The sequence below is a fragment of the Nitrospina watsonii genome (genome assembly GCF_946900835.1).
In the GTDB taxonomy this organism is placed as follows: domain Bacteria; phylum Nitrospinota; class Nitrospinia; order Nitrospinales; family Nitrospinaceae; genus Nitrospina; species Nitrospina watsonii.
This window is the reverse complement of sequence record NZ_OX336137.1, coordinates 2,248,221-2,265,870: the sequence shown is the minus strand read 5'-3', so window position 1 is coordinate 2,265,870 and position 17,650 is coordinate 2,248,221. Positions and strand designations below refer to the sequence as shown.

Annotated in this window: 17 protein-coding genes and 1 tRNA gene; 13 read left to right on the top strand and 5 right to left on the bottom strand. The window is 56.8% G+C overall.

The annotated features are described in order from the left end of the window. Positions 1 to 65: 65 nt before the first annotated feature. The 6 genes from hemG to QML71_RS10450 all read left to right on the top strand — a co-directional run bounded on the left by hemG (position 66) and on the right by QML71_RS10450 (position 6,043). Complete coding sequence (gene hemG, locus QML71_RS10475) at positions 66 to 1,517, top strand: protoporphyrinogen oxidase (protein WP_282011870.1); 1,452 nt, start codon at positions 66 to 68, stop codon at positions 1,515 to 1,517. Positions 1,518 to 1,569: 52 nt separating this feature from the next. Next, positions 1,570 to 2,763, top strand: coding sequence for an FIST signal transduction protein (locus tag QML71_RS10470; protein WP_282011869.1), 1,194 nt, complete (start codon positions 1,570 to 1,572; stop codon positions 2,761 to 2,763). A gap of 66 nt (positions 2,764 to 2,829) precedes the next feature. After that, positions 2,830 to 3,099, top strand: coding sequence for a NifU N-terminal domain-containing protein (locus tag QML71_RS10465; RefSeq protein ID WP_282011868.1), 270 nt, complete (start codon positions 2,830 to 2,832; stop codon positions 3,097 to 3,099). After that, positions 3,092 to 4,558: a thioredoxin-like domain-containing protein gene (locus tag QML71_RS10460; protein WP_282011867.1), complete on the top strand. Its 1,467-nt coding sequence runs from the start codon at positions 3,092 to 3,094 to the stop codon at positions 4,556 to 4,558. The genes QML71_RS10465 and QML71_RS10460 overlap by 8 nt, the downstream gene beginning before the upstream one ends. 78 nt (positions 4,559 to 4,636) lie before the next feature. Next, a complete protein-coding gene (locus tag QML71_RS10455) occupies positions 4,637 to 4,786 on the top strand; it encodes a hypothetical protein (RefSeq protein ID WP_282011866.1) in 150 nt (49 codons plus the stop codon). Positions 4,787 to 5,320: 534 nt separating this feature from the next. Beyond that, positions 5,321 to 6,043 (top strand): FkbM family methyltransferase, encoded by a 723-nt coding sequence (locus tag QML71_RS10450; RefSeq protein ID WP_282011865.1) that lies wholly within the window; start codon positions 5,321 to 5,323, stop codon positions 6,041 to 6,043. A 102-nt stretch (positions 6,044 to 6,145) separates the two neighbouring features. Here the strand turns inward: QML71_RS10450 and QML71_RS10445 are convergent, their stop codons facing one another. After that, entirely contained in the window at positions 6,146 to 6,481 is a 336-nt protein-coding gene (locus QML71_RS10445; RefSeq protein ID WP_282011864.1) for a hypothetical protein, read from the bottom strand. A gap of 285 nt (positions 6,482 to 6,766) precedes the next feature. Further along, a complete protein-coding gene (locus QML71_RS10440; protein ID WP_282011863.1) occupies positions 6,767 to 7,519 on the bottom strand; it encodes an MBL fold metallo-hydrolase in 753 nt (250 codons plus the stop codon). A 112-nt stretch (positions 7,520 to 7,631) separates the two neighbouring features. On the opposite strand from QML71_RS10440, the gene QML71_RS10435 reads away from it, so the two are divergent. Genes QML71_RS10435 through QML71_RS10425 form a run of 3 tightly spaced genes read left to right on the top strand, consistent with a single transcriptional unit; the run spans position 7,632 to position 11,330 of the window. Next, positions 7,632 to 8,132, top strand: a complete 501-nt coding sequence (locus QML71_RS10435; protein WP_282011862.1) for an Lcl C-terminal domain-containing protein — start codon at positions 7,632 to 7,634, stop codon at positions 8,130 to 8,132. 51 nt (positions 8,133 to 8,183) lie between these two features. Next, the gene (locus QML71_RS10430; protein ID WP_282011861.1) at positions 8,184 to 10,043 is read left to right on the top strand and encodes an ethylbenzene dehydrogenase-related protein; all 1,860 of its coding nucleotides are present in this window, start codon (positions 8,184 to 8,186) and stop codon (positions 10,041 to 10,043) included. Continuing rightward, complete coding sequence (locus tag QML71_RS10425; RefSeq protein ID WP_282011860.1) at positions 10,044 to 11,330, top strand: hypothetical protein; 1,287 nt, start codon at positions 10,044 to 10,046, stop codon at positions 11,328 to 11,330. A gap of 56 nt (positions 11,331 to 11,386) precedes the next feature. Here QML71_RS10425 and nuoB read toward each other — a convergent pair whose 3' ends face one another. After that, positions 11,387 to 11,920 (bottom strand): NADH-quinone oxidoreductase subunit NuoB, encoded by a 534-nt coding sequence (gene nuoB, locus QML71_RS10420; protein ID WP_282011859.1) that lies wholly within the window; start codon positions 11,918 to 11,920, stop codon positions 11,387 to 11,389. A 248-nt stretch (positions 11,921 to 12,168) separates the two neighbouring features. Between nuoB and QML71_RS10415 the strand changes: the two genes are divergently transcribed. Further along, positions 12,169 to 12,729 carry a leucine-rich repeat domain-containing protein gene (locus QML71_RS10415; RefSeq protein ID WP_282011858.1) on the top strand — a complete coding sequence of 187 codons (561 nt, stop codon included), beginning with the start codon at positions 12,169 to 12,171 and terminating at the stop codon, positions 12,727 to 12,729. Between the two features lie 332 nt (positions 12,730 to 13,061). On the opposite strand, the gene QML71_RS10410 is transcribed toward QML71_RS10415, so the two are convergent. Both QML71_RS10410 and QML71_RS10405 read right to left on the bottom strand, forming a co-directional pair. Continuing rightward, on the bottom strand, positions 13,062 to 13,901 hold the full coding sequence (locus QML71_RS10410) for a hypothetical protein (RefSeq protein WP_282011857.1): 840 nt from the start codon (positions 13,899 to 13,901) through the stop codon (positions 13,062 to 13,064). A gap of 165 nt (positions 13,902 to 14,066) precedes the next feature. Continuing rightward, the gene (locus tag QML71_RS10405) at positions 14,067 to 14,675 is read right to left on the bottom strand and encodes a NifU family protein (RefSeq protein WP_282011856.1); all 609 of its coding nucleotides are present in this window, start codon (positions 14,673 to 14,675) and stop codon (positions 14,067 to 14,069) included. An 885-nt stretch (positions 14,676 to 15,560) separates the two neighbouring features. Here QML71_RS10405 and QML71_RS10400 point away from each other — a divergent pair. From QML71_RS10400 to QML71_RS10390, 3 genes are all read left to right on the top strand, one after another. Continuing rightward, positions 15,561 to 15,644, top strand: a tRNA-Leu gene (locus QML71_RS10400). A gap of 20 nt (positions 15,645 to 15,664) precedes the next feature. Next, positions 15,665 to 16,426 (top strand): hypothetical protein, encoded by a 762-nt coding sequence (locus QML71_RS10395; protein ID WP_282011855.1) that lies wholly within the window; start codon positions 15,665 to 15,667, stop codon positions 16,424 to 16,426. Positions 16,427 to 16,720: 294 nt separating this feature from the next. After that, positions 16,721 to 17,650: an NmrA family NAD(P)-binding protein gene (locus QML71_RS10390; RefSeq protein WP_282011854.1), complete on the top strand. Its 930-nt coding sequence runs from the start codon at positions 16,721 to 16,723 to the stop codon at positions 17,648 to 17,650.

Here is a 17,650-nt window from a genome sequence, read left to right as displayed (position 1 = left end):
CCCTCGAAAAATCATGGGGTTTCGTCCGATTGCCTCACCGGGGGAAACCTGTCATAATTAGCGCCATGAAAAAACTGGTCATCATCGGGGGCGGCATCGCCGGGCTGGCGGCGGCGTACCGCATTCAGGAGGAGTACGATGCGGGGCACGGCGACATCGAGTGCACGCTGATCGAGGGCTCGGATCGCTTCGGTGGCAAGATCTGCACGCTCCGCGAAAACGGGTTCGTGCTCGAGCGCGGGCCGGACTCCTTCATCTCGCAGAAACCGTGGGGCATCGAGTTGTGCAAGAAGATCGGGCTCGAAGACGAGCTGATGGGCACGCGCCCGGAGACGCCGAAGACTTACGTTTACCTCAATAAGAAGATGGTCACCCTGCCCGACGGGTTGACCTTGATGGTGCCGACCAAGTTTCTGCCGTTCGCGCTGTCGCCCTTGTTCAGCATTCCGGGCAAGGTGCGCATGGCGATGGATCTGTTCATCCCGAAGAAGATGGGCCAGCGCGACGAAAGCCTGGCGTCGTTCGTGCGCCGCCGCTTGGGCGAAGAGGCCTTGCAGCGCATGGCGCAGCCTTTGATGTGCGGCATCTATTCCAGCGATCCGGAAACGATGAGTCTGCACAGCACGTTTCCCATGTTCGCGCAGACGGAAAAGAAGTACCGGTCGCTGATCTTGGGCATGCTGGCGGCCAAACGCCAGCGCATGAATGCGGCTCCGCCTTCGGTGCCGAAAAAAGGCTACACGCCGTTCACGTTTTTTCTGAGTCTCAGAAACGGGCTGGGATCGATGATCGACCGCATCATCGAGCGGTCGCCGGACATCGCTTTCCGCTCCGGCACGCGGGTGCATTCCCTGGTGCAGAAGGACACGCATTGGGAGTTGGAGCTGGACAACGGTGAGCGCATGAAGGCCGATGCGGTGGTGGTGACCACCCCGGCGAACGTCACGGCGAAGTTGTTCGAGCCGGTGGCGCCGCGGGCGGCGGAGCTGCTTGGGAAAATCCCGTTTGTGTCCACGGCGGCGGTGACCTTGGCGTTCAAAAAGGACACGTTCAAGCACCCACTCAAAGGGTTTGGCTTTGTGGTGCCGTACAGCGAAGGACGCAAGATCAGCGCCTGCACCTGGGTGACGTCGAAGTTCTCCGGGCGCGCGCCGGAGGATTACGTGCTGCTGCGTTCCTACGTCGGCGGCGCGTTGAATGAACGTTACGCCGAGCAGCCGGAAGAAGACATTTACAAAACCGTGCTGGGCGAACTGCAGGACATCATGGGTTTTAAAAACGAGCCCGAATTCTACAAGGTATTCCAGTACAAAAAAGGCAATGTGCAGTATCATGTCGATCATGGCCAGTTGATCGAATCGTTGTACAATGAACTGAAGCAGTATCCCGGCCTGTTTGTTGCGGGCAGCGCCTACCACGGCGTCGGCATCCCCGACTGCGTGTTGAACGGCACCCGCACGGTGGAATCGGCGCTCCGCGCATTGCGCGGGGAGGAGGCTGAAGTTCCACACGGATGAGTTTGAATCCGGCCATACAAATTTTTTTAATCAGACTGAAGGAGAGTTCCGGATGAAATGGGCCTCTAGCATATCGACCGGCGAAACCATCGAACAGTGCATCGAGGAAACCGCGAAGGCGGTGCGCGAGCAGATGGGCGATCACGAAATCCACCTGACGGTGTTGTTCGTGTCGCCGCATTTTAAAGAGAAACTGGCGGCGATCCCGAAACTGCTCGGCGAGCAATTGCCGTTCGGCATGTTGCTCGGCTGCACCGGCGGCGGCATCATCGGCGGGGGTCAGGAAGTGGAGCAGCGGGGCGCGTTCAGCATCACCTGCGCGCACCTGCCGGGCGTGACCATCCAGAAGGTGCAAACCGACACCCTCACCCTGCCCGATCCGGATACCGCGCCCAGTGTGTGGCGGGACTGGCTGGGCGTGGATGCGGAAAGCGATCCGCAGTTCATCCTGCTGGCCGATCCGTTTTCGTTTCGCGGCGAGGAGTTTCTGGCCGGGATGGATTACGCGTATCCCAATGCGCCGAAGGTGGGCGGGCTGGCGAGCGGCGCGAATTTCCAGGGCGGCAATGTGTTGTACCTCGGTGACAACATGTACAACAACGGGCTCATTGGCGTGGCGTTGAGCGGCAACATCCGGTTGGACACGATTGTCGCGCAGGGTTGCCGGCCGATCGGCGAGCCGCTCAACATCACCAAGTGCAGCGAATACCTGCTGGAGGAAGTGGACAACAAGCCGCCGTTGCAGGTGCTGGAAGAAATGGTTGAGAGTCTCAGTGAAAACGACCGCAAGCTGATGCAGACGTCGCTGTTCCTCGGCATCGAGATGGACCCGCTTAAGGACAACCCCGGGCAGGGCGATTTTTTGATCCGCAACCTGATCGGCGTGGACCGGGAGACCGGCGCCTTGTCCATCGGCGCTCCCCTGCGCGAAGGTCAACTCGTGCAGTTTCATCTGCGTGACAAGGTGATGTCGGCGGAAGACCTCACGGTCATGCTGAGCCGCTACTCGAAACAGGGCAAGCGCGACGACGTGTGCGGAGCGCTTTTGTTCTCCTGCCTCGGCCGGGGTCAGTACCTGTATGGGGTGGCCAATCACGATTGCAACGTCTTCAAGGAAAAGCTGGGCGAAATTCCGCTGGGAGGTTTTTTCTGCAATGGCGAGATCGGACCCGTGGGGCAGAATACCTTTCTGCACGGGTACACCAGTTCGTTCGGCATTTTCCGCCCGACGTCCAGCGCTGCATGATCCGCAAATCGAATCAAAGACCCTACGAATTGTATCCCTATAACAGAATGAGGAGGAACGTTTATCATGCCGGTCAACATCCAGGTGTCCTCGACGCCAAATGAAAACGCGTTGAAGTTCACGCTCGACAAACCCGCGCTCGAAAGCGGACACAAAACCTATCCCAATGCCGAGGCGGCGGCGGAGTCGCCGGTGGCCACGGCGCTGTTTGGCATCGACGGCGTCGTCAGCGTGTTTCTGATGGCGGACTTCATCACCGTGACCAAACGTCCCGATGTGGGTTGGGACGTTATCCAGCCCGCCGCCGAAGGGGCCATCCAGAAAGCTTATGAATGAGCACCTGATCCATGCGCCGTCCCTGGAAGCGGGAGACCTGCCGTGGTTCAACGCGGCGCGTCCTTTGGATCTCGCGGACCTCAAAGGCAAGATCGCCATCCTCGATTTCTGGACGTACTGCTGCATCAACTGCATCCACGTGATCCCGACGCTCAAACGCATCGAGGAAAAGTTTCCCGATACGGTTGTCGTGATCGGCGTGCACAGTCCCAAGTTTCCCGGCGAGAAGGTGACGGGCAACGTCGAGCAGGCCATCCAGCGTTACGAGATCGTGCACCCGGTGGTGCACGACCGCGACTTCAAAATCTGGAACCGGTACGCCATCCGCGCCTGGCCGACGCTCGTGTTCGTCGGGCCGGACAGCTATATCCTCGGCCAACTGCCGGGAGAGCCGAACGTCGATCTGCTGGAGGAGACGCTCGACAAGCTGGTGGCGGAGTTGCGCGAGAAAGGGTTTCTGGACGGCAAGGCGGCGGAGTTGATCCGTCCACTGCAACCGGCATCGAAAAGCGCGTTGAGTTTTCCGGGCAAGATCGCCTACAGCGAGCAGGACGGCCAGTTCGCCATCGCCGACGCCAACCACAACCAGGTGGTGGTGGCAGACAAGAACGGAACCCTCCTGCACCGCATCGGCAGTGGTGAGGTTGGGCATGCGGACGGCGGGTTTGCGGACGCGGCGTTTTACCGGCCGCAGGGATTGTGTTTTCGGGACGGCGTCCTCTGGGTGGCGGATACGGAAAACCACCTGCTGCGCAAAATCGATCTCGCAGCAAAGCAGGTCCATACGGTTGCCGGAACGGGCACGCAGGGCGGGTTTCTGCGCGACACCCAGCCGGCGCTCCAGACCGGCATCAGTTCGCCGTGGGACGTGGCGTGGCATGAGGGGTCGCTGTATTTCGCCAACGCGGGCACGCACCAGATCGGGCGATACAATCCAACGGACGACACCGTCGAGCAGTTTGCGGGCAGCGGTGCGGAAGCGTTGCAGGACGGACCGCGTTTGCAGGCGCCGTTCGCGCAGCCCAGCGGATTGACCGTCGGCGACGGCAAACTGTTTCTGGCCGACAGCGAGACCAGCGCCATCCGTTCCATTGAGTTGGGCGGGCCGGGCAAGGTGGAGACGTACGTCGGCACCGGGCTGTTTGATTTCGGCGACCGCGACGGCGTCGGCAAGGAAGCGATCCTGCAGCACCCGCTGGGCGTGCATTACGTGGAGGGGGCGGTGTTCATCGCCGATTCCTACAATCACAAAATCCGCGTGCTGGACCTGGCGACGCACGAAGTGCACACGGTCGAGGCGTCGGTGGACATTGTGTGCGACGACACACGCTGCACGCGCCTGTGGGAACCGGCCGGGGTGCTGTGCCTCGACAAGACCCTGTACGTCTCCGACACCAACAATCACCGCATTCTTAAAATCGATCTCGACACCGAAAAGACGGAAATCTTCATCGGCTGAAGCGCGGCATCGCAGGCCTCGACCGGCGTGCCGTGTGGTATGATGACACCCTGTTTTCAATCCGCGAGTTTTTATCCTATGGCTGACATTCTGCAATGGTTCGACAGTTTTCTTTCCGAGTTGCCGCCGCTGCTGCAACTGGTCTTCGGTATCCTGGGCGGTCTGGGCGTGTTCAAGCTGCTCACCTGGGTGGCCGGGCTTTTCAAGAAGGAAGAAAAAAACGAATGAAGCGCATCCGCTTCACCGCATAATCAAAGATGAAAAAAGAAAAGGGCCGGCGCCCCCGCATGGAGCCGGCCCTTCCCATTTCAGGCAAGTTACTTGGAGGAGTCTTGCCAGAATGCACTGCCCAAGGACAGTGCGAAAGCGCCTGCCGATTGCGGCAAACACTTCCAGTGATATATGTATTAAAGCAAAAGGCATTCCAAAATCCGGCCTCCTTCTCCTTGAATTTCCCTAGGTAAAGCCAGTTTCCGATAACGGTTTGATTTCATTTAAAAAATGGAATCAGTAAAGTTTTGAGTCGAATCCAATGATGGGTGGCTGCCTATGGAGCCTCATGCAAACAGGGTTCTTTTTGAGGCACCTTTCCCGGAAAAATGACAAAATTGGTCAGCGAGGTTTGCCAAAAATGGGCGCTGGAACCAGAAGTGCCTGCAGGGATTTGGTAGGGGGCCAAGGCACGTCCTCGATGCCACATGACGATACCTTTGGTTGCGGGCGAATGCTAATGAGGCCTTTGAATTTTTTTACGCACCGACGATGCCGATTGATTTTGAAACAAAAAAAGTGACCCGGTTCCACAATCCGCCGCAGGGGGAGCAGGAACTCATCCGAGGTTTTTTTCACAATCGGGATGTTGGCTATTATGTGGATGTCGGGGCTAATGAGCCCGTCATTGGATCGCAAACCCGGCACCTAGAGCAATTGGGCTGGGAGGGACTGCTGCTGGAGCCGCTGCCGCATTACTGCGAATTGTTGCGGCAGCAACGCAAGGGAACTGTGGTTCAGCACGCCTGTTCCAGCCCTGAAAATCATAATAAAACCCTGACTCTCATCGTTGCCGGAGGCCACTCCACTTTAAACCGCGACCCGATTGCGATTGGCACTCACAGTCAGGAGACGATCGAGGTGATCTGCAAAACGCTGGATTCCATTCTGGAAGATAACGAGGCGCCGATTGGATTCGATTTCATTTCGATCGATATCGAAGGCCACGAAATGGAAATGTTCAAGGGGTTCACACTGTCCAAATGGAAACCGAGGCTGGTGCTGCTGGAGGATCATGTCACCAGCCACGACAAGCACGACCACATGGTTGCGAATGGTTACCAGGTGATCCTCCGAACGGGCCTGAATAGTTGGTATGTCCCGGTTAGCGAGTCGTACCATTTGTCGTTGATCTCGAAACTGGAGTTCTTCAGGAAATACTGGCTGGGGTTATGGATTAGAAAAATCAGGTATCGAAGGGAGGGGTGGTTTTGAATAAAGGCCCTTCCGGCAGAACCGCGTGGGCGCATGCGTTCTGCGGGAATTCGCCGAGTGATGGGTTTGGGATGTGGACGCGGGTTCAGTTCCCGTTCTGGCTCATCGGCTGCTCAGCCTGGCCCAGGAGGAAAAGTTCTGGCCGATCTTCAATTCGCGTGCGGCGGAATGTTGCGGCTCCCGTTCACAGGCGGCAGGTTCTTCCAGCGCAAGGCCCGTTTCGTCCTCAGTAATTGCCGTCGCATCCGGCTCGATGAACTTTTTGTAAAAAATCGTGCCGGTCAGCAGCACCATGATGGCGAGGCAGGTCCATTGGCTGAATTCGGTGCTCAGGCCGAAACCGGAAAACAGGCAGCGGGCGAGCGCGTTCTCGACAAAAAGTCCGGAGAGCAACAGGGTGAGCGTCAGGATGAGCAGGGGCTGGCGGTGACGATTCATGATGCATTCCTTTCTGGATGACCGGTTCGGTGCCTTCATACCTCCTGAAAAAGCAAACCCCGTTCCAAAACTTAAAAAAGCTGATATAAAAATGAAGAGAGCTGGAGGCCCTTTAAAAAACAATTGAAATAGGCCTTCTTAGGGTTGCAGGGGCACTCGGGGGAAGGGATGGCGACGTAGGGGGGGATGAGGTTCCACCTCGATGGGCGTCCCGGAACGACAAATTATGTCACCGGAAAAGCCGACTTTGGTCTGGGCGCATAAATTGTCACTGCAAGGGATTTATTAGAAGTTGAAGGCGGTGAGGTCCTCAGCCAGCACGATGTTGCCGTCGAATTCCCTGCGGCATTCTTCGAGAAGGACGGCATCGTCGCAGGGCGGGTAAAAGTGGGTGAGGCAGAGGGTTTTGCAACCGGCTTCGCGGGCCATGCGGCCGCAGATCGCCGGAGTGGAATGCTTGGCCACTTTCATTGCATCGGGCGTGGCGCATTCGAGGACCATCAGGTCCGCATCGCGGCCGAGCGCCGCCATGTTGGGATGGTAATCGGTGTCGCCGGAGATGGCGACGCTGTTGCCGCGGGCATCTTCGAAGCGGTAACCGCGGCTCATCTCAATGTGCTGCACGCGGGCGGTGGTCACCTGGAGGCCGTGGTGATCGCGCGTTTCTTCATCCTGCTCCAGAATGTTCACCTGATAGGTCTTCGGCACCAGCCAGTGGTTGAACGCGGCCATCAGAGTGTCGAAGTAGGCGCGGAATCCGGGCGCGGCGACGATCGGCAGATCGTTCGTGCGCGGGTCGCCGGGGTATTGGCTGCCGAACAGAAAATAAATCAGATCGCACATGTGGTCGGGGTGGTGATGCGTGAAGAAGATGCCGTCGATGTCGTGGTAGGTGATGTTGAGGCGCAGCAATTGATGCACGGTGCCATAACCACAATCGATCAGATAACGGCGTCCCTCGTGTTCGAGCAGAACGCCGGCGGAGTTGCGCGTCAGATCGGGGAAGGCGGTTCCGGAACCAAGGATGGTGACTTTCATGGAAGCCTCTGAAATCATTATAATAAAAAGGGTTTGGCTTGCCGTTACCCGGTAAGTATAATAAAGGAACGTTGCCGTTCAAATGATTTTCATTCTTAATCAAGGTGTTTCCATGCGTTTTGCCTACTCGATCCCGCTCCTGCTGTTGATGTGGATTCTGCTGATGGGTTTTTCCGCCGCCGCCGCTGCCGACGCACGTTTTGAGAAAAACGGAAACGGGACGGTGCTGGACACGAAAACGGGCCTGATGTGGCAGGCTCAGGATTCCTACCACGAATTGGAACACGGCATGAACTGGTACGAGGCCCTCGAATACGTCAACGGCAAAAACGCCGAAAAATTTGCCGGGCACAACGACTGGCGTTTGCCCAGCATGGACGAACTCAATGCACTGTGGGATTCCCGACGGCCGTTGGCGAGCAAGGACGGGGAACCCATCGGCCTGCCCGAGGTGTTTGCAGGCGGCGGCAGCTATTACCTGTGGAGCCGGGACGAGCGCAACCTGGACCACGCCTGGTATTTCGGTCTGGGGCAGAGCGAGGATTATTTCAACCTCAAGGATCTGGGAGACCTGGACCAGGGGGTCAAGCTGGTGCGTGAAGTCAAGCAATGATCACAAATGAGTTGGGGGAGGTTGCCCCAATTTCTTAGGGGGTCTGAGGCAATGAAGAGATTTATCAAGGGTGGCTCGGGGTTCTGGCAAACCGTGACGGCACTGGGCATGATCGCCGCGTTCCTCGTCTTTTTCACCCCTGCAGGCGTTTTCTCACACGGTGAGCAGAAGCACGAGCACGACCTGGAAAACCTGCCGGAAAAACCCGAGGGCATGATCCAGTTCGGCAATGAAGACAAAGAAGCCCCCACCCCCGGATCGGAATACGCGGACCCGGCTCCGAAGGGGGAAATGAAGATGGATCATGGCGGTCATGACATGGGTCACGACATGGGCCATGACATGCAGCATGATATGGGCGGTCACGACATGGGCCATGACATGCATGGCGGCGGCAAGGATTCGTTTCTGACGCGGGGCGAGCACGATCTGTCCAACATCCAGCAGCCTCAGACCAAAAGCCAGGCTCTGATGGCGCGGGGCCGCAACATCTACCTGCACATGTGTGTGTTCTGCCATGGCAAGGACGGCAACGGCGGCGGTGAAGCCGTGGACTACCTCTATCCCTGGCCGCGCGATTTCCGCAAAGGCATTTTCAAATTCCGCTCCACACCGACCGGCACCCTGCCGCGCGATGAAGACCTGTACCGCACCATCATAAAAGGCGTGCCCAATACGTCGATGCCCGCCTGGGAAGCGGCTCTGTCGCCGCAGGACACCTGGGCGCTGGTCAACATGATCAAAAGTTTTTCCGACCGCTTTCGCGAGGAGCCTCCCGGACCGAAGATTGAAATCCCCAAAGCGCCGGAGCCAACCGCGAAAACGATCGCACGCGGCAGGGAACTGTTTGACGAGCACAAGTGCGACGACTGCCACGGCATGTCCGGAAAGGGCGACGGCAAGCTGGCAGGATCGTTGAAGGACGCGTGGAAGCACGCGGTGTTCGTGCACGACATCACCAACCCCAATTACCTGAAAGCCGGGTACCGTCCCCAAGACATTTTCAAAACGTTGTCCACGGGGCTTGATGGCACACCGATGAACTCCTACGCGAACTTGCCGGAAGAGGATCGCTGGGCGCTGGTGCATTTCATCCGTTCCCGCTTTGCCAAGGAGTTTGCGAAGGGCGAGTTCGAGACCGACGTCTATTCGTTTTACATGCCGTATGAACTGGACACGGATCCGGCCAGCCCGGTCTGGGAGAAAGTGGAGACCACCCGCATCGTGTTGCGGCCCCTGTCGGCCCGGCGCGACGCGGTGGAGGTGATCCGTTTCCAGTCCGTCAACAATGGCAAGCAACTCGCCATCCGCCTGCGCTGGAAGGATTCCACCAAGGACGGTTTTGTCGAAAACCGGGGCGATGTGTTTCGAGACGGCTCGGCGGTGCAGCTGGCGCTGGGCGATGTGACGCTCCACACCCACGGTCACAACGAGCCGTTCTTTGGCATGGGCAACCGCGGCAAGCCGGTCAACATCTGGCACTGGAAAGCGGGCCTGGAAGAAACCATTGAGGCGACGGAAGATTCCGAATATTCCACCGGTGGCGTGGACATGGATGCACTCATCTTCGGCGGCACCATGACCAACCCCGTCGCCAAACTGGGCACCACCGCGCAGAATACGGTCGAGGAATTGAACGGCGAGGGCTTCGGCACCATCACGCCGCAACCCAAGGAACAGCAGAACGTGCTGGGCTATGGCACCTGGGAAGACGGCGAATGGGATGTGGTGTTTTTGCGCGATATGGATACTATGGGCAAATGGGATGCCAAGCTCAATAAGGAAGACCCGATCCTGATCGCATTCGCGGTGTGGGACGGCAAGAAGGAAGATCGCAATGGCCGCAAGGTGGTCAGCGTCTGGCAGCGGTTGAATGTGCTGCGGGAAGCCACGTCGCAGCAGGGAGGTTGATTGCGCACCGTGCCGTTCAAGGTCCGAGTGGGGATCGGCGTCTGTCTGCTGTTGGTTTGGGCTGCCGTGGCTGCGGCGCAGCCGCCGGTGGGCGTCGGCGAATTGAACTCTCTCATCGATCCGCATCGGCCTAAACCCGATCCCACCGGTCGCGTGGACCGTCTCCAGTCGTTTGAGATGCAACTGCCGCTCGGCGACTCGGATGCGCTCACCACCTTTCTCATTCCCGGATTTCAGAATTATGAGTGCGGGCGTTGTCACCAGCCTGCCGAGATCGTGGAGAAAGCGCAGGCGCGCATGCAGTGGGCGTTGACGCGGTTGAAGGAAATGATGCCGGAAGTGCGCGAGATCCCGATCCGGCAGTACATCATCCAGCCCTATGCCGATGCCCTCCTGCAGGAAGGGCAACTGGCCCACGCCACGTTCGACACCATCCGCATTTCTCCCGCGTCGATCCTCATCGATGAAAAGGCCTACGGGCGCGCCACCCACCTGCACGAAGTGCTGCACCTGTCGCAACCGTTTCTCGGACATGTCAACGAACTCGAAGCGTACGGCTTGAACGTGCGTTCGGACCCGCGTTTCCTGCTGCTCAACTACCCGTATTTCGAGGATGTGATGCGGGCCTTTTTCGTGCCGGAACTGGACGAAATCCTGAACGCGTATTTCGAGCGCAGCACCAGGGACAAACTCAACGTGCCGCGTGAAGTGCAGTGGTTTTTGAGCGACTTCGACGAGGATGTGCTGAATCGGTTGGCCACCGGCGTGCAAAGCATGACGCCGGTGCTGGAGGCGGCGAGCCGGCTCTACCGCGCGCATCCTCTGGAGGCCGCGTACTGGAGCGAGCGCACCGGCATCCGTTCGTTCCTTCTCGATGTCGCCGCAGTGCGGACCCTGACCTTGCCGGAAGCGCCGGTGAGTGGCAAGGCCTTCCAGCAGGCCATGGATATTTTCGATCTGCAAATGACGAAGGACGACAACACGCGTCTGGGTTACATCATCGACCGCAAGAACGAAGCGCAGATGCACCTGAAGCACGGCATGAACATCAAAGACTCCAGCCAGCGTTCCATTTTATATTTTCATTATTTGAAGCGGCGGTTCCTCGGCACCGCAGACGAAGTCGATTTATCCGTGCCTGAAGCGGCGCGTGAGGATTTTTTGAATTTCGTGCAGGCGAAACTGGGCGGCATCGAAAAAATGATGGAACTCCCGGGGATGACGGCTGTGGAGAAACAGGCGGGGCGGAAGCTGGTCGATGCGATCAAACAAAAAAGCCCCCGGTGAGTCACTCACCGGAGGCTTATGGAATGCGTTGGAAACCGGTTTGAAACCGGAGGGCCTTACAGGTACTCGTTCGGGGTCACCAAAGCGGGGCCCTTGACGTGGTCCGACAGGGTTTCCTGCTGAACCTTGTCCTGCAACTTGATCAAGGCGTCGATCACCATCTCCGGCCGGGGCGGACATCCGGGGATGTACACGTCCACCGGGATGAGGGTGTCGATGCCCATCACCGTGGCGTAGTTGTCGTAGAATCCGCCCGACACCGTGCACACGCCGTAGGCGACCACCCATTTCGGCTCGGCCATCTGGTTGTACACCTTGACCAGAATGGGAGCCTGCTTGTGGCTGATGGTGCCGACCACCATCAACAGATCCGCCTGGCGCGGCGAAAAGCGCGGAAAGGCGGCGCCGAAACGGTCCAAGTCATAACGGGGACCGGCGACGGACATGAATTCCATGCCACAACAAGCTGTAATAAAAGGATATATGAAGAAAGAGTATTTGCGTGCCCAGTTCACAGCCTGAGTCATTTGAGTCACGATGACATTATTGCCAAGGCTGACCTCAAGTTCAGACTGACTTAAATTAGCCATTACAAAAAGACTCCTAAAATCGATGCATTCGGGTTAAAATATTTAAGCACAATATAACAAAGAATGGCCCGGAACACCAACAAAACGGCCCGCTTTCAGCAAATTTTTGGATGCGGGCGGAGGCCGGAGGGAGTACAGGCTGTGAGAGCCTGAATCGTTCTCCCACCGCCATTTTGCGGACTCAATGGGTGCACGGCGAATTGCCGCCGCGCCTCGAAATATATATGGAATTACGGAGGTGATTTTCCATGGACATGTCGTTGAACCGGGAAGCCCGGGGGCAGAACCGGGGCTTTGAAGAATCGGTCGAGATCGTCAAGGCGGAACTCAGCAAGGATGGAAAAACGCTGGACATCACGGCGGTCTATCTGAAGGAATTCGGCGCCAAGGACCTGGCCAACATGGATTTCCTGGAAGGGTTGACCACGCTGGAAATGGGCACCAACCTGATCGGCCCCAAAGGCATGAAATCCATCGCCCGCTCGCCGTACCTGAAGAACCTCACATCGCTGAACCTGTTCTATAATAAAATCGGCAACGAAGGCATGAAGTACCTGGCCACGTCGGACAACCTGCTCAGCCTCAAAAGCCTGACCCTGTCCGACAACGACATCACCGACGAGGGCGCCAAGTACCTCGCCAAATTTTTACCCTTGTTCACCAACCTGGTGCGGCTGGACATGCGCCTCAACAAGATCAAGGAAGAAGGCAAAAACGCGCTCAAGGAAATGCAGCCGAAGACCACCATCAAGCAGTTGCTGCTGGATAAGGACGAAGGCTTTCAGGTCAAGACCAGCGGCCACCTTTAGGATAGATTGTTTGATCGACCCCACCCAGCCCTCCCCTTGGTAAGGGGAGGGTCCATTTAAGACCGGCTTTCGTGCCCCGGCCGACTTTACCCCCTTGCGTTCGTTTTCTAATCATTATCATTGGAATAAAGAATCAATGGCCTTCCTTTTAAAACCGAATGGTCCTGCAAGAGGAATTGAAAAGCAACCCATAGATTCTTCGCTGACGCTCAGAATGACAACACGTATGATCTTTGGTAAAGGGTCCAACTAAAATACCCTCCCCTTACCAAGGGGAGGGTTAGGGTGGGGTTTTGGTGTAGGATTCCTTTGGTTCCATCAGCCTTTGAACCCTACGCCGCGTGCAGGGGCACGCTTTCCGGATTGAACAGCGTGTGTCCGTCTTCGAGGCGGATGCCCGCCAGCGGCAAGGTGGTTTTCAGTTGCAGGCCGTTGTACACCACCGTCCACAAACCGCTGCCCAGCTCGCCTACGTTTTCCACCGTCTGGTGCAATGCGTCCCGGCGCAGCACCGCGAACAGATCCAGCCCCGTTGCCGCCCAGCGGATGTTGATCTCCAGGCAGCGCCGGTAAAACCCCAACTCCCACTGCACTTCCTTCAAATGATGGCGTAGCGGATGCGCCCGCCGTGCGTCGGGGAACAATGCCTCGAATTGTTTTTCGATGCCACGCGCCTGAAAACCGGTAAACAGAAACCCCACACCTTTCCAGTGCAGCCTTCGCAATCGCAGAATGTAATCGTTGACGCGGTCCACCAGGTCGCCGGAGATGCCCGGCCCCAGCAGCAGCGTGCCGTGGTCGTTGGTTTTCGATTGGCTGAGCGAGGACAGGTCGCGGAACAGTTCGCGTAGATAAGTGTTGAGATTGGCGACGGTGACCGGGTCGCCGGGCTGGCGCACATCTTTCAGGGAGTGTTGCTGAACGTCGAGGTTGCGGTCGGTGGTTTCGTGAAAATTGATTTCCGGCAGGTCGAGCAGTTTGTGGAAGGATTCCGGAGGCAGTGCGGCCTCGATGCCGCTGTGTTCCCGCAACCATTGGGCGAGGCGGCGCATCTTCTGCACCTCGCGCAGCGTCTCCACCAGAAGCTCGATCGATTCGCCCGACGCTTCGAACGCAGCCAGGTCCGCCTCCTTACCGAGGATTTTACCGAGAACGCGTTTGGGATTTTTCATGACACGTAGTGTGTAGCAAGCGGGCTCATGCGTTGGTTGCGAACGAGGGTCGGCGGACGCACGCCAAAGGCCGTTCGCCTGTGAATGCCGATAGGGTTTGAAAGGGATGGAGGAGCATCATTCGCCCACCGGGAATCACCGCGCCGGCCCCAGGCCCCCGCCGGGTCAGATGTCGCCGAAGCCGCGGATGACCACCTTCAGTTCCGGGTGGATGCTTTTCTGCAGGATGTTCTGCATCGCCGACAACGTGCTCGATTCCGATTTGGAACAACTGCCGCACGCGCCCTGGTATTGAACGGAGACCACGTCGCCGTCCACATCCTTCACCAGAAGGCCGCCGCCGTCCTGCGCCAGCGCCGGGCGCACGCCCTCGTCCATGAACGCATCGATGATTTCCCGCTTGGTGTCGTCGTCGTAGTCCATGAACTTGTCGAGGTCCACGTCATCGAGAATCGATTTTTCCGGTTCCGCGTCGGCATCCTCGTAAGGCACCAGGTGTTCCTCGATCGTCTGGATGAAGGGATCGAACATATCGTCCCACTCGTCCGGCGCGATGAGGGTGATGGAAACAAAGCGCTCTTTGATGTAGAGGAAGTCCACCACGCCGAAATCGAAGATTTCCTTGGCGAAGGGATCGGACTCCGCTTCCTGTTCATTGTTGAACGCGCGCGAGCCGCCATCCTTGATGATGACATTGTTCACCACAAATTTGAACGCGGCCGAGTTCGGCGTGGGTTCCGTGGCGATGACGCTGAATTTTTTGGTTTGTGCCATGTCGGGATCGATCTATATAAAAAGTGAGTTGAAGTTGAGTTGTGGGAACCGCACCGGGCGGCTCCAGCTTCCCGTTACCTTATCATACCTGTATTCCGGAACAGCGCCGAAAAATTGAGGGAAGAAAGTAGTGCAGGACGGCCTCGTCCTGTCTTCCTTTAGATGCGGCGGCGGGGCGGGCGATTCGGCGGGAATGGGGGATTGTTTGATTTTCGGCCAAAAACTGCTACATTTGAGCGCCCCACCATGTGGGGGGAGGCTTGGGTAATGCGTTGATTGCAGGCGCTGGTGGGGGGGATCCAATTCCTGATGGGCTCACGTTTATTCCGGCTTTAAGCCGGCCCCTCCTTTCCAAGGAGGGGACTGAGGGGTGGTTATCCTCTATGTATCCTCTCCTGTAAGGAAGAGGGACTTTCGTGTGGCCGTTCCCTCCGGGCGTGGCCCGGGCGGCGGGTGAATTGGGGTTGGCGCGGGTCTTTCCATAAACCCTCCCCTTACCAAGGGGCACTCCTTGAGTGACGGGCTGGGGTGAGGGTGCTGATGATCCCCCCTTGTAAGGGGGGCGAGGGGGGTTTTTCCTTACAGGGTTTTCATCCGAGGAGCCGGGCCACGCCCGGAGGAAACGGATCGCTCTTGGATTAAGCGGCAAATGGTCATAAGCCCTCAGCGCAGGACTCGCTTCCACTCCCTGTAAGGGAGGCGACGAGGGATTTTTATAAGCCGGACTTTCGGTTTCCCCTCCCCTTACCAAGGGGAGGGCTGGGTGGGGTTGCCTTTTGGGTTATCTTTTCCGGAAGGATGGGGTCTTCATTACCTCCCCTCAATCCCCTCCTTGGAAAGGAGGGGAAGTGATGGTCTGATCTTCCCCTGAGAAAAACCAATCATGCGAAGGTGGCGGAATTGGTAGACGCACAGGACTTAAAATCCTGGGGTGGAAACACCGTGCGGGTTCGATTCCCGCCCTTCGCACTAAATCTTAGGTTTTTATTATGCAGATATTCGAATGGTTTGTTTCAAGAGAAAATCTTGAAAAGATACCCAAAAGAGAGCGCATGTTATTTGTTCAGTTATCAATGGTTTTGACGGATATTAATGTTTTTAGAAAATTGTTAGTGAGCGCTGTTGGGTATGAACCAAAAAATAAAGTTTTACGAAGTGCCAATAGTCAAATCGCGTGTAATCTGATTTATGTTATTTGCGGGAAAATATTTGAAGGGTGGCAGAAGATTGATTTAAGAACAGTTAAAGAAAAAGACCCTGCTAATGCTGAATATTTAGAATGTCGTTGTGAAAAGAATTGGTTTCTAAATGAATATGTCTCTTATTTGGATTCCAAGGGAAAAGAGTACCTGCTGTTTCTAGAAAACTATTTTAATAATCCCGGTAATAAAATCTTAACCATAAGAAATAAAATTGCCAGTCATTATGATTCTAAAAAGATGGAAAAATATTTAGATGCTTCAGGTGAGATAGGGTTCACAATCCACGCGCCACGATCTCGCCTTGAGAGCATGTTCTCTAATGGGCACTTTATTTTTATGGGTGGCTTTTTAAATGACGAAAACTCTCTCATAAATATTGTTGATGATATCCGACGTGTTTCGACTTCATTTTCTATGCTTATTTTCAGATATAACAAAATTATTTGGGAACGGTATTTAGGTGACCCTGCCCCAAACTTAATTGATGTTCCCGACCCAGAACCTACAGACAATGTATTTAGTAATTTTTTTAAAGACCCGATTTCCTGACAAAGAACCCGGCAACACTAAGCTATACAGTGATAGTATTCGACTGACAGTGGCCCCTATTGGGCGTTGGGATTAAGCGGCTATTGGAGCCGCTTTTTTAGTTTGGATTGTCTCGTTTCAGGGGTGCTTCGTCACTCTGCTTTGCCGACCTCTCCTTTAAAAAAAACTTTTCGCGTCACCCTTTTCGGTCTGATGGATGGCGTGTTTCCCGCCTGTGGATTTGTTCCTTATTTCTTCCTTAAGCGCTCCCAGTTGGTTTAGAATTTAAAGGTTATTCATTTTTGAGGGCGCTGCATGCAAGGCAGTCGCAGGAACATTCTGGTGGTGGGGGGCACGGGGTACGTCGGGAGCAAGTTGATCCCGCGTTTGTGCGAAAAAAACCATCCTATCCGCTGCTTGACGCGGTCCCGCGTCGAGAAAAAAAAGTCCTCGTTCAACGATGTCACCTTCGTGCGCGGCGACCTGCTGAATGCGGAATCGCTGCACAAGCCGTTGCAGGGCATCGATACGGTGTTCTACCTGGCGCACAGCCTCGACGAGAAAGACGATTTCGAGGAGAAGGAAAAGCAGGCGGCGCAGAATTTCGGCGCGGCCGCCCACGCCGCCGGGGTGCGCCGCATCATCTATCTGGGCGGACTCGCCCACGACCCGGCGGAAGACCTGTCGCCACACCTGCGCTCGCGCATACAGGTCGGCAACACGCTCCGCGCTTCGGGCATTCAGGTGATCGAGTTCCAGGCCTCCATCATTCTCGGTCGCGGCAGCCTGTCGTTTGAAATGATCCGGGCGTTGTCGGAACGGCTTCCGGTCATGATCATGCCGCGCTGGGTGCGGGTGAAGGCGCAGCCCATCTGCATCTGCGACCTGGCGCTTTATCTGGTGCAGGCGGTGGACCTGCAAACCGAGGACAACGAAATTTTCGAGATCGGCGGCGCCGACCAGGTGTCTTACAAGGATTTGATCGCGGAGTACTGCCGTCAGCGCGGACTGAAGCGGTTGCTGGTCCCGGTGCCGGTGCTGACGCCGTGGCTTTCCGGATTGTGGCTGGGCCTGGTCACGCCCGTGTATGCGCGGGTGGGGCAGCGGTTGGTCGAGAGCATCAAGAGCCCGACGGTGGTGCAGAGCGACCGCGCCGGCACCGTATTCCCCGATATCAAGCCGATGGGCATGGGCGCGTCCATCGAGTACGCCCTGCGCGAAATCGAGCTGTTCGGTCCCGCCTGA

Coding starts and splice junctions, on each gene's coding strand:
- QML71_RS10395 (WP_282011855.1), top strand. CDS start 15,665: ATGCAGATATTCGAATGGTTTGTTTCAAGAGAAAATCTTGAAAAGATA.
- QML71_RS10440 (WP_282011863.1), bottom strand. CDS start 7,519: ATGAAAGTCACCATCCTTGGTTCCGGAACCGCCTTCCCCGATCTGACG.
- QML71_RS10455 (WP_282011866.1), top strand. CDS start 4,637: ATGGCTGACATTCTGCAATGGTTCGACAGTTTTCTTTCCGAGTTGCCG.
- QML71_RS10405 (WP_282011856.1), bottom strand. CDS start 14,675: ATGGCACAAACCAAAAAATTCAGCGTCATCGCCACGGAACCCACGCCG.
- QML71_RS10470 (WP_282011869.1), top strand. CDS start 1,570: ATGAAATGGGCCTCTAGCATATCGACCGGCGAAACCATCGAACAGTGC.
- hemG (WP_282011870.1), top strand. CDS start 66: ATGAAAAAACTGGTCATCATCGGGGGCGGCATCGCCGGGCTGGCGGCG.
- QML71_RS10390 (WP_282011854.1), top strand. CDS start 16,721: ATGCAAGGCAGTCGCAGGAACATTCTGGTGGTGGGGGGCACGGGGTAC.
- QML71_RS10410 (WP_282011857.1), bottom strand. CDS start 13,901: ATGAAAAATCCCAAACGCGTTCTCGGTAAAATCCTCGGTAAGGAGGCG.
- QML71_RS10465 (WP_282011868.1), top strand. CDS start 2,830: ATGCCGGTCAACATCCAGGTGTCCTCGACGCCAAATGAAAACGCGTTG.
- nuoB (WP_282011859.1), bottom strand. CDS start 11,920: ATGGCTAATTTAAGTCAGTCTGAACTTGAGGTCAGCCTTGGCAATAAT.
- QML71_RS10430 (WP_282011861.1), top strand. CDS start 8,184: ATGAAGAGATTTATCAAGGGTGGCTCGGGGTTCTGGCAAACCGTGACG.
- QML71_RS10435 (WP_282011862.1), top strand. CDS start 7,632: ATGCGTTTTGCCTACTCGATCCCGCTCCTGCTGTTGATGTGGATTCTG.
- QML71_RS10460 (WP_282011867.1), top strand. CDS start 3,092: ATGAATGAGCACCTGATCCATGCGCCGTCCCTGGAAGCGGGAGACCTG.
- QML71_RS10445 (WP_282011864.1), bottom strand. CDS start 6,481: ATGAATCGTCACCGCCAGCCCCTGCTCATCCTGACGCTCACCCTGTTG.
- QML71_RS10450 (WP_282011865.1), top strand. CDS start 5,321: ATGCCGATTGATTTTGAAACAAAAAAAGTGACCCGGTTCCACAATCCG.
- QML71_RS10415 (WP_282011858.1), top strand. CDS start 12,169: ATGGACATGTCGTTGAACCGGGAAGCCCGGGGGCAGAACCGGGGCTTT.